Annotated in this window: 12 protein-coding genes; 4 read left to right on the top strand and 8 right to left on the bottom strand. The window is 62.1% G+C overall.

Translation table 11 applies throughout. The annotated features are described in order from the left end of the window. Positions 1–121: 121 nt before the first annotated feature. The 4 genes from fdhA to F2982_RS23175 form a co-directional block, all read right to left on the bottom strand. A complete protein-coding gene (gene fdhA / locus F2982_RS23190; RefSeq protein ID WP_130283607.1) occupies positions 122–1,312 on the bottom strand; it encodes a formaldehyde dehydrogenase, glutathione-independent in 1,191 nt (396 codons plus the stop codon). 129 nt (positions 1,313–1,441) lie between these two features. Beyond that, positions 1,442–2,248 (bottom strand): Ku protein, encoded by an 807-nt coding sequence (locus F2982_RS23185; protein ID WP_203431050.1) that lies wholly within the window; start codon positions 2,246–2,248, stop codon positions 1,442–1,444. An 11-nt stretch (positions 2,249–2,259) separates the two neighbouring features. Further along, entirely contained in the window at positions 2,260–2,991 is a 732-nt protein-coding gene (locus F2982_RS23180) for a glutathione S-transferase (protein ID WP_112712235.1), read from the bottom strand. A gap of 82 nt (positions 2,992–3,073) precedes the next feature. Further along, positions 3,074–3,388, bottom strand: a complete 315-nt coding sequence (locus F2982_RS23175) for a plasmid stabilization protein (protein ID WP_203431049.1) — start codon at positions 3,386–3,388, stop codon at positions 3,074–3,076. A gap of 168 nt (positions 3,389–3,556) precedes the next feature. Here F2982_RS23175 and F2982_RS23170 point away from each other — a divergent pair, with 168 nt between their 5' ends. Then, the gene (locus tag F2982_RS23170; protein ID WP_112712231.1) at positions 3,557–3,913 is read left to right on the top strand and encodes a hypothetical protein; all 357 of its coding nucleotides are present in this window, start codon (positions 3,557–3,559) and stop codon (positions 3,911–3,913) included. A gap of 4 nt (positions 3,914–3,917) precedes the next feature. Here F2982_RS23170 and F2982_RS23165 read toward each other — a convergent pair whose 3' ends face one another. The 3 genes from F2982_RS23165 to F2982_RS23155 form a co-directional block, all read right to left on the bottom strand. Next, on the bottom strand, positions 3,918–6,641 hold the full coding sequence (locus F2982_RS23165; RefSeq protein WP_203431048.1) for a response regulator: 2,724 nt from the start codon (positions 6,639–6,641) through the stop codon (positions 3,918–3,920). Between the two features lie 153 nt (positions 6,642–6,794). Further along, complete coding sequence (locus F2982_RS23160; protein ID WP_165402756.1) at positions 6,795–6,965, bottom strand: hypothetical protein; 171 nt, start codon at positions 6,963–6,965, stop codon at positions 6,795–6,797. A gap of 331 nt (positions 6,966–7,296) precedes the next feature. After that, on the bottom strand, positions 7,297–7,557 hold the full coding sequence (locus tag F2982_RS23155; RefSeq protein WP_203431047.1) for a DUF2934 domain-containing protein: 261 nt from the start codon (positions 7,555–7,557) through the stop codon (positions 7,297–7,299). 281 nt (positions 7,558–7,838) lie between these two features. Between F2982_RS23155 and treZ the strand changes: the two genes are divergently transcribed. From treZ to F2982_RS23140, 3 genes are all read left to right on the top strand, one after another. Beyond that, positions 7,839–9,614 carry a malto-oligosyltrehalose trehalohydrolase gene (gene treZ / locus F2982_RS23150; protein WP_203431046.1) on the top strand — a complete coding sequence of 592 codons (1,776 nt, stop codon included), beginning with the start codon at positions 7,839–7,841 and terminating at the stop codon, positions 9,612–9,614. Between the two features lie 77 nt (positions 9,615–9,691). Then, the gene (locus F2982_RS23145; RefSeq protein ID WP_199625380.1) at positions 9,692–11,155 is read left to right on the top strand and encodes a phosphatidylserine/phosphatidylglycerophosphate/cardiolipin synthase family protein; all 1,464 of its coding nucleotides are present in this window, start codon (positions 9,692–9,694) and stop codon (positions 11,153–11,155) included. A gap of 90 nt (positions 11,156–11,245) precedes the next feature. Further along, a complete protein-coding gene (locus F2982_RS23140; protein ID WP_203431045.1) occupies positions 11,246–12,073 on the top strand; it encodes an endonuclease/exonuclease/phosphatase family protein in 828 nt (275 codons plus the stop codon). A gap of 6 nt (positions 12,074–12,079) precedes the next feature. On the opposite strand, the gene F2982_RS23135 is transcribed toward F2982_RS23140, so the two are convergent. Continuing rightward, positions 12,080–12,712: an NAD-dependent dehydratase gene (locus tag F2982_RS23135; RefSeq protein ID WP_203431044.1), complete on the bottom strand. Its 633-nt coding sequence runs from the start codon at positions 12,710–12,712 to the stop codon at positions 12,080–12,082. Positions 12,713–12,785 lie beyond the last annotated feature (73 nt).

The raw sequence follows: 12,785 nt of genomic DNA, 5'->3' as shown, positions 1-12,785 counted from the left end.
ATGCGCCCTATCACCACTACGAGAACCGTCGCGATCATAATGCTCTAGAGCTACCGGCAAACTTTGGGCCGGTCAATCGCGTGCGGAAATGAAAAGGGCGGCTTGCGCCGCCCTTCCGAAATCAGGCTGCCTTGGAGACGACGCCATGCGGGTCGAGGACGAATTTCGTCGCCGCACCCTGGTCGAAGCTCTCGTAGCCCTGAGCGGCGTCTTCGAGCGAGATGACCTTGGCGTTGACGATATCGGCGATCGGCAGGCGGTCATGCAAGATCGCCTGCATGAGCTGGCGGTTGTACTTCAGGACCGGCGTCTGGCCTGTATGGAAGGACTGCGCCTTGGCCCAGCCGAGGCCGAAGCGCAGCGACAGGCTGCCCTGCTTGGCGGCGGCGTCCACTGCACCCGGGTCTTCAGTCACGTAGAGGCCGGGAATGCCGATCGAGCCTGCTGCGCGGGTGATCTCCATCATCTGGTTCAGGACGATCGCCGGCTGTTCGCCGCCCGAGTGACCGCGGGCTTCGAAACCGACGGCGTCGATCGCGCTGTCGACTTCATTGGTGCCGACGACCTGGGCGATCATGTCGCCGAGACGGTCGCTCTTCGACAGATCGATCGGCTCGAAGCCGACCTTGGCGGCATGGGCGAGGCGATCCTTGTTGAAGTCGCCGATCATGACGACGGCAGCGCCGAGGATACGGGCCGAAGCTGCGGCGGCAAGACCGACCGGGCCGGCACCGGCGACATAGACCGTCGAGCCGACGCCGACACCGGCGCGGACCGCGCCATGGAAGCCTGTCGGCAGAATGTCGGACAGCATCGTCAGATCGCGGATCTTGGCCATCGCCTTGTCGCGATCCGGGATCTTCAGGAGGTTGAAGTCGGCGTAGGGGATGGTGACGTAGCGTGCCTGTCCGCCGATCCAGCCGCCCATGTCGACATAGCCGTAGGCGCCGCCGGCGCGCGACGGGTTGACCGTCAGGCAGACGCCGGTGTCCTGCGATTTGCAGCAGCGGCAGCGGCCGCAGGCGACGTTGAACGGAACGGATACGATATCGCCGATCTCGAGCATCTCGACATCGACGCCCTTTTCGATGACTTCGCCGGTGATTTCATGGCCGAGAACCAGGCCCGGCATAGCGGTCGTGCGGCCGCGGACCATGTGCTGGTCGGAGCCGCAGATATTGGTCGAGATAACCTTCAGGATGACGCCATGCTCGATGCGGCGGCCATCCGGCGCTTCCAGCTTCGGATCGTCGATGTCGCGGACTTCCACCTTGCCGGGCCGCAGATAGACCACGCCTCTGTTCTTGCTCATTTTCGTCTCCTCCGTTGAAAATGTCGCCATCCCGCGCGGCTCCTCCCGCTGCGGGCTGTGCTCACAGATTAGAGGATATGGAAACAGGCACCGTTCCGAATGCGACGGTTTGGGTCCGGAATTGGCCGCTCAATGACGCTTCGGCTGGCCGCTTTCCTTCGCCAGGCTCTTCTTCAGCGCGTCCATGATGTTGACGACATTGCCGGTCGATTTCACCGGCGGCGCCTTCTTGGCCGGCGTCATCTTCTTCATGGTCTTCAGCTTGGCGCGGATGATGCTCTGCAGCCGCTTCTGCACCGGATCCTGCATCATCGCCGGGCTCCAGTCCTGCGTCTGGTCCTTCACCAGTTTCTTCATCATCGCCAGCACCTTGGCGTCCGGCTTGGCGTCGATATCGACGGTGCCGGCAGGCTCGCGCAGCTCGTCGCCGTAATGCAGCGTCCAGAGCACGATGCCCTTGCCCTGCGGCTCCAGAAGCACAGCGCGTTCGCGGCGATAGAGTACCAGCCGCGCGATGCCGACCACGTCATTGGCAGCCATCGCCTCGCGGATGACGCAGAAAGCCTCGGTCCCGACCTTGTCCTCGGGCGCCAGGAAATGCGGCTTGTCGTACCAGATCCAGTCGATCGAGCCGCGCGGCACGAACGTGTCGATATCGATCGTCCGCGTGCTTTCCAGGCCGACCTCGTCGAGCTCGGCATCTTCGAGCAGCACATAATCGTCCTCGCCGCGCGGATAGCCCTTCACCTGCTCCTTGGCCGCAACCGCCCGGTGGGTGACGCTATCAACATAGCGGCTTTCGACGCGGTTCTTGGTGTTGCGGTTCAAAACGTTGAACCGCACCTTGTTGCTGTCCGTCGTCGCCGGCGTCAGCGATACCTGTGCCGTCACCAGCGAGAGCTTCAGGTAGCCTTTCCAGAATGTCTGCCGGGGCATGGCTCGTCTCCTCACGCAGCCTGATCGAGTTCGGGATAATGGCGGAAAATGCCGTTTATGTTGAAGGCGAGGCGGCGATCCGATTTCAGGTAGGCCGCAATATTCGGCCGCTGTTCGACCATGTCATGCAGCGCCTGCAGCAATGGATATTGCTTCTCGGAACCCTTCATCGCCTTCGGGAAGGCGTAGCGCAGCCCCTCGAGCACCTGAAACAGAGACAGGTCCACATAGGTCAGTTTGTCGCCCGAGATATGCGCCGTTCCCTTCGGATTGTTGGCGATGACGCGTTCGAAATATCCGAGAAACTTCGGGATGCGTTCCTTGATGAATTCGGCCGAGCGGGCCTTCGCCTCTTCCTTCTGGTCCTCATAGTAGAGCGAGGTCGCGATGGGGTGGTGCGTGTCGTGCACCTCGGCGACGAAATCGGTGATCGTCAGCTGCAGGCCGTTGAGCACATAGCGTGCCGTATCGTGTTTCGGAGCCAGATCGAGCTTCGCTCCGAGATAGAAGAGGATATTGGCGACATGCGAGACGATCAGATCGCCATCCTTCAGAAAGGGCGGCGCGAAGGGGATGTCAGCGCTTGCGCTATCTTCCATGATCTTCATCATCGCACCGGTGCCGCGATCACTGCCGGATTCGCGCGTCACGTCGATGTAGCTGGCGCCAGCTTCCTCGAGCGCCAGGCGCACGAACTCGCCGCGCCCCTGTATTCCGTCCCAGTAGTAGAGCTCGTATGCCATGCAATTCCTCGGCTAGCGTCATCCTGTTCCACCCCTTGAAATGTGGCGGCTTGCCTATCCGTCAACGGGCGCGGCTCGTGCGTCAATGATGAGCGTGTTGCTCATTGCGCTTGCGGGTCGCTGCCGCCTTCTTGGCAGAAGCCGAACGTTCTGCCGCCGGGCGTGATGCCGATGCCTTGCCGCCGATCCGGCCGCCCTTCTCGGAGGAAACGTGGGTATCCTTCTTGCCGCGTCCGGAGCCTGATTTGTTACCGCCGCCTTCTTCCTTGTTGACGGTGGCCCAGGCACGGCGCTCGGCTTCCTTGTGGGAGACGCCGCGGTCTTCGTAGCCTTCTTCGATGTGTTCTGCCTTGCGCTTCTGCCTGTCGGTATAGGCCGACTTATCGCCTCTGGGCATGGTTGCCTCCTCTTGCTGCAAAGAGGTTCCAACCGTTCGGAACCTGAAAGGTTCCGCTCTTTTTGCGCCGCAGAACGATTCTTACGTAAACGGAACAAAAGCCGCGTTAACCCTGTTTTTGGGGGCAAGTCCTGCAAACCTGATGACCAAACAGGAAGGAGCAGAGAGATGGATAACCACATCAGCGAAGCCGATGGAAACGGCAAGATCGATCTGAATGGCCAGCTGTCGCCTGTTGCCTACAGCCTCAAGGTAAGGAAGGGCACAGGCCGGTCCTTTGAGATCAGCGTACGGCTGCTCGCGCCACGCGACTGGTTGCTGCAGCGTGGCTTCGGCAGCGATGCCGTCCTGATCAGCGCCAGCGGTGCGCGCATTCCCGTCTATCACCCGGGCGGAGAGCTGGGCAGCGGCGATGCGCTATCCGTGGAGCTCGTCGCCCGCGACGACAGCTGCACCAGCACGGACGATATCGTCCGCAAATATCCGGAGTTCAACAGCGGCAGCCATAAGCTCGATGGTTTCTGAAGCCTCAGGTAATCGGGCGCTGCAACGCGGCGGTCTTGACGGCCTTGTCGAGAGCGGTGCTGCTGAACGGCTTGGTCAAAAGCACCGAGCCGGTAAAGCGGGCCGCTTCCGGCAGGCTGCTGTTGCCGGTCGCAAAGACGATGCCGACCGAGGGGAAGGCCGCCCGCGCCTTGGCCGCAAAGGCCGGGCCGGACATGCCGGGCAGGCCGACATCGGCGACGATGATATCAATCGCCGCGGCCGCAAGGATTTCCACGCCGCGCTCGCCGCTTTCCGCCTCGATCACCTCATAACCGAGATCCTGGAGGATCTCGGCGGTATCCATGCGGATGAAGGCGTCGTCCTCGACGAGAAGCAGCTTCAGCTTTTCCTGAATGATTTCGCGCGGCGGTGCGCCGGGAGCGGCGGAGGCCGCTGCATGCCCCTGCCGGCGCTGCGCCTGATTGGCAAGCACATGGCGGATCTTCCGGGCGAGCGCTTCGCGCGTATAGGGTTTGGAGAGCAGTTCGAGGCCCGGATCCAGCCGTCCGCCGTGGACGATCGAGTTTTCGGTATATCCTGACGTATAGAGCACTCCGATATGCGGCAGCCGCTCGCGCGCCATGCGGGCAAGCTCCGGGCTCTTCAGCGTTCCGGGCATGACGACGTCTGTGAACAGCAGATCGATGTGGACACCGCTTTCGATGACGGTGAGCGCGCTCTGCGCATCGCGCGACTTCAGAACGTAATAGCCGAGATCGGTCAGCATCTCGACGACGGTGGCGCGCACGCCCTCGTCGTCCTCGGCGACCAGAATGGTTTCGGTACCACCGACGGCCGGAACCGTCTCGATGCTCGCAATCCTGTCTTCGCTCTGGAAGGAGCGCGGCAAATAGAGCTTGATCGTCGTGCCCTCTCCGACCTCGCTGTAGATCTTCACGTGGCCGCCCGATTGCTTGACGAAGCCATAGACCATCGAGAGCCCGAGGCCGGTACCCTTGCCCTCCGGCTTGGTGGAGAAGAACGGCTCGAAGGCCTGCTCGATGACATCAGGCGTCATTCCCGAACCGGTATCGGTGACCGCGAGCACGACATATTGCCCGGGCACGACCTCGGGATGAGTGCGGCTGTAGGAATCGTCGAGAAAGGCATTGCCGACTTCGATCGTCAGCTTGCCGGAGCCGTCCATCGCATCTCGGGCGTTGATCGCAAGGTTCAGCAGCGCATTCTCGATCTGGATCGGATCGGCAAAGGTGTTCCAGAGCCCGCCGGAAACGACGGTCTCGACCTCGATTTCTTCGCCGAGCGCGCGGCGCAGCATGTCGTCCATGCCTGCGACGAAGCGGCCGACATTGATGACTTTCGGCTCCAGCGGCTGGCGGCGGCCGAAGGCGAGAAGCTGGCTCGCCAGCCGCGATCCGCGATCGACAGCGGTCAGCGCATTGGAGATACGCTCCTTGGCGCGGGTATTGCTGGAGACATCCTTGCCGAGCAGCTGCAGATTTCCTGAGATGACCTGCAGCAGATTGTTGAAGTCGTGCGCCACGCCGCCGGTGAGCTTGCCGATCGATTCCATCTTCTGGGCCTGCTGCAGGGCGGCCTCGGCCTGCTGGCGTTCGGCGATCTCGGCAGCGACGCGCACCTCGAGCGTCTCGTTGAGGCGGCGCAGCTGCTCCTCGACATTGCGGCGCTGGTTGATTTCCATCTCCTGGGCGCGAACGAGCCGCGCATTGTCGATGGCGACAGCGGCCTGACCGGCGAGGCTGACAAGACTTGCCTCGGCCGCATCGTTGAACCGCCCGGGCTGGGCGTGACCGAAAAACAGGCCGCCGATCACGCTCCCATCGCGCGATTTGACCGGCACGGCGAGATAGCTGCGCACTGGCAGATGCCCCTTCGGCATTCCCTGATGCGGCGCGTTCTTGCCGTAGCGCGGATCTTGCAGAATATCGTCGGAGCGCACCACGCCCTCGCCGCTGAAAGTCGGCGCGAAGACCTTGGTGTTGCGCGGCATCGGAAAGCGCTCGAAATTCTTCCGGTCGACGCCCGACAGCGCGTAGAGCATGTAGCTGCCCCCTTCGCCGTCATCGACATTGTAGAAGAAAGCGCCGAATTCCGCGCCGGTCAGCGCCACGCCGGCATCGACGGCGGTCTGCGTCAGCCGCTCGACATTGAGCTCGGCGGTGATCGCCGCACCGGCGGCGTTGACGATCGACAGCGCGTCGGACTTGATCCGCAACTCATCCAGCGCGCGCCGCTCGCGCCGCTTGGCCATCACCTGCGCCGAGACTTCCATGGTGGCGCAGAGAATACCGGCTATCGAGCCGGTTTCGTCGCGCAGTGGCGTGTAGGAGAAGGTGAACCAGGTATCGGCGACCTTGCCGGCGCGCCGCATCGGGACCAAAAGTTCCTCGAAAAGCTGTGCCTGGCCGCTCAGCGTCGCCTTCACGATCGGCTCGAACTGCTGCCAGATATCGCTCCACACCTCACGGAACGGACGGCCCAGCGCCTGCGGATGGCGCTCCTCGAAAACAGGCACATAGGCATCGTTATAGATGAAGGCGAGGTCGGGTCCCCAGGCGACGAACTTCGCATGGCGGGAATTCAGCATCGCGTCGGCGTAATAGCGCAGCGAGGCAGGCCATTGATCGACAGGCCCTATGCCCGAGGCGTGGAATGCTGGATCCCGGAGCATCTTGCCGATTTCGCCGCCACCTTTCGGCCAATCGCCTTCAGTCTGCCCCGTCATTCATTTCACTTCCGTGCCAAGCCGCGAAGACGCGGCGCGATGCTGCCAATTGCAGCTAAAATAGAGGGTCGCACGTATAGGGAAAGGGCTTGCGGAAAATAAGCTTAACACGCGTGTATTCGCTGAGGCGAATAACTGCCGGGTGGAAGAATTTTACTTGCGATTGAAGCGCTGCGCCGCAGCGATCGCCTTGGCGATATCGAAGAAGCGGCCCGATGTGGTGCGGCGTTCAGGAAAGACGAAACCGACCATGTTGTCGATCGCAAGCACCAGCCCGAGGGCCAGGATCAGATAGGCGAGAGCGGCGATCGTCAGGACCAGCATTTCCCCTCACACCGGAACGACGAACATGTAGCAGCTGGCTACAATCAGGGACACGAGGATGACGTCGAAATAGCCTTTGTTCATAGCGGTTCTCCCATTCTCGCCATAAACATTCGAGGCGATCTTTGGTTCCGCCATTCGTGGCCATTTCACGGCAATTTTTTGAAGTTGCCCCGCTGTTGACGCCATTTTCCTGGAATTATCCCCGGGGCGCGAACCGCCCGTGAATCACACCATAAAACGCAAGTAATTCAGATATATGACATGAAACAGCGGACGCGGTTTTCATCGCGTCTGCACGTCGCCGACTGGCATGCTGCTTCGTCTGCCTTCAGGCAGACTTGCGGCTTGCCGTTTTCTTGGGAGCGGCTGCAGCTTTGACGGCGCCATTGGTCTTGGCGCCGGTCGCTGCGGTCCGCTTTGCCCTGGTCTTTACTTCGGTCCCGTCCCTGGAGGCCGCAGAGGTTTCGAGCGTCTCACGCTCTTTCCTTGCCTGCTCCCAATGAATTGAATCGCGCCCCGTCGGATGGCCCTCTTCTTCCCAGAGAGCATATGCACGCTTCTTGATCCACTCTTCGCGAGTTTCTGCCATCGCTGATCTCCCGTCACAACATGCCGCAGTCAAACGCTAGACTAGGTGGGATGGTTCCAGAGGAATCATGCAGTTTCAAGAAGAATTTTGACACACTGCAAAACATTGTTTGCGCTGCAACATAAATGGGCAGTGAAGCCTCTTTAATATTCAGTGTCTTGTACTTTTCTGCCCAATAAAACGGCGTTCGCGCATCCCGCGCGAAAACGCCAACGCCGCAGGGAACAAGCGGCCGCTCCCGGCAGTTCAAGACCCGTCGCATCGGATCAAGCGGGGTAGGCATGCAGAAGACGGGAAAGCGCAGGATGGCCTGGGGGCCGCAAGCTATCGACGGCGGCATGCGCTTTCGTCTGTGGGCGCCGGGAGAGGCCGAGGTCTCGCTGCGCCTCAATGGACGCGATATGCCGATGGTGCGTTTCGAGGATGGCTGGTTCGAGGCGGCGATCGCCGACGTGAGAGCGGGCGACGCCTATGCCTTCGTCACCGGGGATGGCCGCGCAGTACCCGACCCAGCCGCCCGCCGCCAAAAGGGCGACGTCCACGGCCCATCGCTTGTCGCTTCCTCCGACTACCGCTGGCGCTTCGACAGCTGGACGGGCCGCGACTGGGAAGAGGCCATCATCAGCGAAATCCATATCGGCACCTTCACGCAAGCAGGCACTTTCGCTGGCGCTGCCGAACAGCTCGCCGATCTCGCGGCGGCAGGGATTACCGCAATCGAGATCATGCCGGTGGCACAATTTGCGGGCCGACGCGGCTGGGGCTATGACGGCGTGCTGCATTATGCGCCGCATCCCGCCTATGGCACGCCGGATGAGTTCCGCGCCTTCATCGATGCCGCGCATGCCGAGGGCATCATGGTGCTGCTCGATGTCGTCTATAATCACTTCGGGCCGGAGGGAAATTATCTCCACGGCTACGCGCCGGAGTTCTTCCGCACCGACCGGGCGACGCCCTGGGGCGATGCCATCGATTTCAGCCAACCGGCGGTGCGCCGCTATTTCATCGACAATGCGCTCTACTGGATCGGCGATTTCCGGCTGGATGGCCTGAGGCTCGATGCCGTCGAGCAGATCCATGACACGTCGGCCCGCCATGTGTTGGACGAGCTGGCACAGGAAGTACGGGCTGCCTTTGCCGATCGCAAGGTGCATCTGGTCATCGAGGACCAGCGAAACCTGGTGAGCCTTCTCGAACGCGACACCCGCGGCGGCGTTAAGGCCTTCACGGCCGAGTGGAACGACGATTTCCACCACGTCGCCCATATCATCGCGACCGGCGAGGCTGATGGTCACTACACCGCCTTTGCTGGAGAGCTCTGGCAGAAGACCCGGCTCGCCCTGCAACACGGCTTTGTCTATCCGAACCGTGCCGATCCGCCTGTGCTGCCGGATGGCGAGCGCGTCTACCTGCCGCCGGAAGCCTTCATCAACTTCCTGCAGAACCACGACCAGATCGGCAACCGCGCCTTCGGCGAGCGTCTCGTCAGCCTCGCTCCGCAAGAGACGGTCGAGGCGCTGACCGCCATCATGATGCTGTCGCCGCAGATCCCCTTCCTGTTCATGGGCGAGGACTATGGCGAGAGCCAACCCTTCTATTTCTTCTGCGACTATACCGGAGAACTCGGCGAGATCGTCCGCAAGGGGCGCATGGCCGAGGCGGAAGGTTTTGGCGGGTTGAAGGACGGCCGCTCGAAGGATGAGCTGCCGGACCCGAATGCCCAATCGACCTTCGACGGCTCGAAGCTGCAATGGCAGCGCGCCGAAAGCCTGGAAGGCCGGCGCCGGAGAGATCTCCTGCGCGAGCTTGCCCGTCTTCGCCAGCGGCATATCGTTCCGCTGATCAAGGAGACTGGCCGGATGCATGCGAAGGCGTTGGAGACCACGGACGGCGGCCTTGCGATCGATTGGCAGATGGAGGGTGCGGTGCTGCAGCTGCGCGCCAACCTTTCGCGGGAGCCATTGACGCTACCCGCCACCAGCGACCGGCCGATTTATGGCGCGCCGCCGGATAGCGGCCTCTATGCGCAGAACACGGTTGTTTTCGCCATCGCCTGATCCCTGATGAGAAATTCGCGCAGAACGCGAAGGGCGGCGAATTGAACGCCGCCACTTTACGTCTATATTTCGAGCCGATGTTCTATCTCATATCGACTTACTGGCCGCATATTCTCTTCGTCATATCGATCGCCATGGGAGCAGCGGCGGCGATTCATGCTGCCATGACCAAGGAAGAGGTGCGCGCGGCGATCGGCTGGGTCGGCGTCATCATCCTGTCGCCGATCGTCGGCGCCGTGCTTTACGCGATCGCCGGTGTCAACCGCATTCGCCGCAAGTCGCTCAGCCTGCGGCGCGACGCGCTGCTGCCCGAGGATGAACTTGATGAACTCGAGACTTTCGATGCCGACGCCGAGACGGTCATCGGCGGGTTCGGCTATCGCTTCGCCGCGCTGCAGACGCTCGGTGATCGCGTCGCGCGCAATCCGCTGACGACGGGCAACACGATCGACATGTTGGAGAATGGCGACGATGCCTATCGCGCCATGAAGACGGCGATCGATGGCGCCGCGCGCAGCGTGCTTCTGGAAACCTACATCTTCGATCGCGACAAGATCGGCCTCAGGATCGCCGATGCGCTGATCGCGGCCGTCAAGCGCGGCGTCGAGGTTCGCGTGCTGATCGACGCGGTCGGCGCCCGCTATTCGGTGCCGAGCATTCTCGGCTATCTCTCGGAGGGCGGCGTCACCGTCTCGGTCTTCAACGGCAATGTCATCATGGGCCTCCGGCTGCCCTATGCCAATCTGCGCACCCACCGCAAGATCGTCATCGTCGACGGCCGGATGGCGCTGACCGGGGGCATGAACATCCGCGAGGGGTTCAGCGAGGAGATATCAGGTGAGGGCTATGCCCGCGACACGCATTTCTCGGTGACCGGCCCCGCCGTCGCCGATCTCTTCGACGTGGCCGCCGAAGACTGGCGCTTTGCGACCGGCGAACTCCTGAACGGAGAGCCCTGGCGGATCGAGACGCCGGAGCGCGAACCCGGCGATCCCGTCTTCATGCGCGTCGTCGCCTCCGGTCCTGATCGCAGCGTCGAGACCAATCACAAGATGCTGATGGGTGCCTTCTCCGTGGCGCGCAAGTCGATCCGCATCATGTCGCCCTATTTCCTGCCCGATCGGGAGCTGATCAGCGCGTTGGTCACGGCGGCGCGTCGCGGCGTCGAGGTCGATATCGTCGTACCCGCCGTCAATAATCTGATGCTGGTCGACAGGGCGATGACGGCGCAGTTCGACCAGATCCTCAAGAACTATTGCCGCATCTGGCGCGCGACCGGCAGCTTCAGCCATTCGAAGCTGCTGACGGTCGATGGCGCCTGGGCCTATGTCGGCTCGTCGAATATCGATCCCAGATCGCTGAGGCTGAATTTCGAGATCGACCTCGAAGTCTTCAACGAGGGATTTGCCGCCGAGATCGACGAACATCTCGAGGAACTCCTGCGCACGGCAACGCCCGTCACGCTTGAGGGACTGCGGTCGAGACCTTTCTATGTGCGGCTGGTCGAAAAGGTGCTGTGGCTCGGTTCGCCCTATCTCTGATTTTCTTGATCCAAGCTATGGCCGCCCGCGGCGTGCTGCCTATAATCCTTTCCAGAGCCACTTTCGATCAACGGAGCCATGCCCACTCCGATGCATGCCAGAAAAGACAGCCTCCCCGCTAACATCCTCGCTTCAATCCGCAATAGGAAGAAGCGGCTGGAAGCTGCGCTTGCCGAGGCCCGTCCCCGCGCCGAGGGCACGCTGATCGCCTCCTACAATGTCCATAAATGCGTCGGCGTCGACCGCCGCTTCGATCCTGAGCGTACGAGCCGCGTCATCCACGAGATCGATGCCGATGTCATCGCGCTGCAGGAGGCCGATACCCGTTTCGGGGAGCGGACAGGCATTCTCGATCTCTCCCGCCTGGAGCGCGAGACCGGGCTGATCCCGGTGCCGGTCTCCGGCATGGCGAAGGCGCATGGCTGGCACGGCAATGTTGTGCTGTTCAAGAAGGGGCTTGTCCGAGACGTTCACCAGATCGTTCTGCCGGGACTGGAGCCGCGTGGCGCCCTCGTTGCCGAGATCGAGCTCGAACGCGGCGGCGCCTTGCGCATCATCGCCGCCCATTTCGGGCTGCTGCGCCATTCACGCGCCCGCCAGGCGCAGATGCTGGTCGAATTGATGAACGACCGCCACGAGATGCCGACCATCCTGCTCGGCGATCTCAACGAGTGGCGGCTCGGCGATCGCTCCTCGCTCAACACCTTCCAGTCGGCCTTCGGCCCGCAACCGCCCGCCGTTCCCAGTTTCCCGGCGCGCCTGCCTGTCCTGGCGCTCGACCGGATCATGGCAAACCGAAAGGGCGTGCTAACGACGGTCGAGGCCCATGACACACCGCTCTCCCGCGTCGCTTCGGACCACCTGCCGATCAAGGCGATCGTCAATCTGCAGCAGATCGAAAAACTGACGACGGCATAGGCTTTTTCAGCGCATTTGCTCGGCATAGATGAAGTGGTTGCCGGGCTTTGCGGCGATAACCGCATCGAGCGCGGCGGCAGCAATCGCCTCTGCCGGATTGAGATGGAATTTCTTCGGCAGAACCGGCGCCAGAAGCCGGACCAATGCCAGCGCCGCTCTTTCCGCCCGCCGCGTCTCCTTCCTTTCGCCGCCGATCAGGCTTGGCCTGCAGATCGTCAGGGATTGAAACCCGATCTTCTGGATGTCCCGTTCGACCTCGCCTTTCGTCCGCGTGTAGAAGTTGACGGATGTCGCAGAAGCGCCCATGGCGGACACGAGGGCATAGGTTTTGATACCGGCGTCAAACGCAGCCTTGCCGAACGCAATCGGCAGTTCGTGGTCGACGTAGCGAAACGCCTCCTTCGAGCCGGCTTTGGCTTGCGTCGTGCCGAGAGCGCACAAGACCGCGTCCGGCTGGTGGGAGATGGAGCTTTGAACAAGCTCCTCCAGACGCTCTGCGACGGGGTTCAGCAATCGGTCGCGGGCGGGGAGCGGCGTTCTTGTCGGCGCAATGACCTCCGAGATCGCGGCGTTGGCAAGCGCCAACTCCAATGCCTTGTTGCCGACAAGTCCCGTCGCGCCAAGCAATAGCAGCTTCATTTTCCACTCTCACAACTTGAGATAACGACCCGTAGAGAACGCCACGCCCCGGAAACCGTCAAGCGATCGCCGG

This window comes from Rhizobium sp. BG4, from assembly GCF_016864575.1.
Taxonomy (GTDB): Bacteria; Pseudomonadota; Alphaproteobacteria; order Rhizobiales; family Rhizobiaceae; genus Rhizobium.
The sequence above is the reverse complement of the archived record's forward strand: the minus strand, read 5'-3'. Positions and strand labels throughout refer to the sequence as shown.

Coding starts and splice junctions, on each gene's coding strand:
- F2982_RS23140 (WP_203431045.1), top strand. CDS start 11,246: ATGCATGCCAGAAAAGACAGCCTCCCCGCTAACATCCTCGCTTCAATC.
- F2982_RS23160 (WP_165402756.1), bottom strand. CDS start 6,965: ATGCTGGTCCTGACGATCGCCGCTCTCGCCTATCTGATCCTGGCCCTC.
- F2982_RS23145 (WP_199625380.1), top strand. CDS start 9,692: ATGTTCTATCTCATATCGACTTACTGGCCGCATATTCTCTTCGTCATA.
- F2982_RS23135 (WP_203431044.1), bottom strand. CDS start 12,712: ATGAAGCTGCTATTGCTTGGCGCGACGGGACTTGTCGGCAACAAGGCA.
- treZ (WP_203431046.1), top strand. CDS start 7,839: ATGCAGAAGACGGGAAAGCGCAGGATGGCCTGGGGGCCGCAAGCTATC.
- fdhA (WP_130283607.1), bottom strand. CDS start 1,312: ATGAGCAAGAACAGAGGCGTGGTCTATCTGCGGCCCGGCAAGGTGGAA.
- F2982_RS23170 (WP_112712231.1), top strand. CDS start 3,557: ATGGATAACCACATCAGCGAAGCCGATGGAAACGGCAAGATCGATCTG.
- F2982_RS23155 (WP_203431047.1), bottom strand. CDS start 7,557: ATGGCAGAAACTCGCGAAGAGTGGATCAAGAAGCGTGCATATGCTCTC.
- F2982_RS23175 (WP_203431049.1), bottom strand. CDS start 3,388: ATGCCCAGAGGCGATAAGTCGGCCTATACCGACAGGCAGAAGCGCAAG.
- F2982_RS23165 (WP_203431048.1), bottom strand. CDS start 6,641: ATGACGGGGCAGACTGAAGGCGATTGGCCGAAAGGTGGCGGCGAAATC.
- F2982_RS23185 (WP_203431050.1), bottom strand. CDS start 2,248: ATGCCCCGGCAGACATTCTGGAAAGGCTACCTGAAGCTCTCGCTGGTG.
- F2982_RS23180 (WP_112712235.1), bottom strand. CDS start 2,991: ATGGCATACGAGCTCTACTACTGGGACGGAATACAGGGGCGCGGCGAG.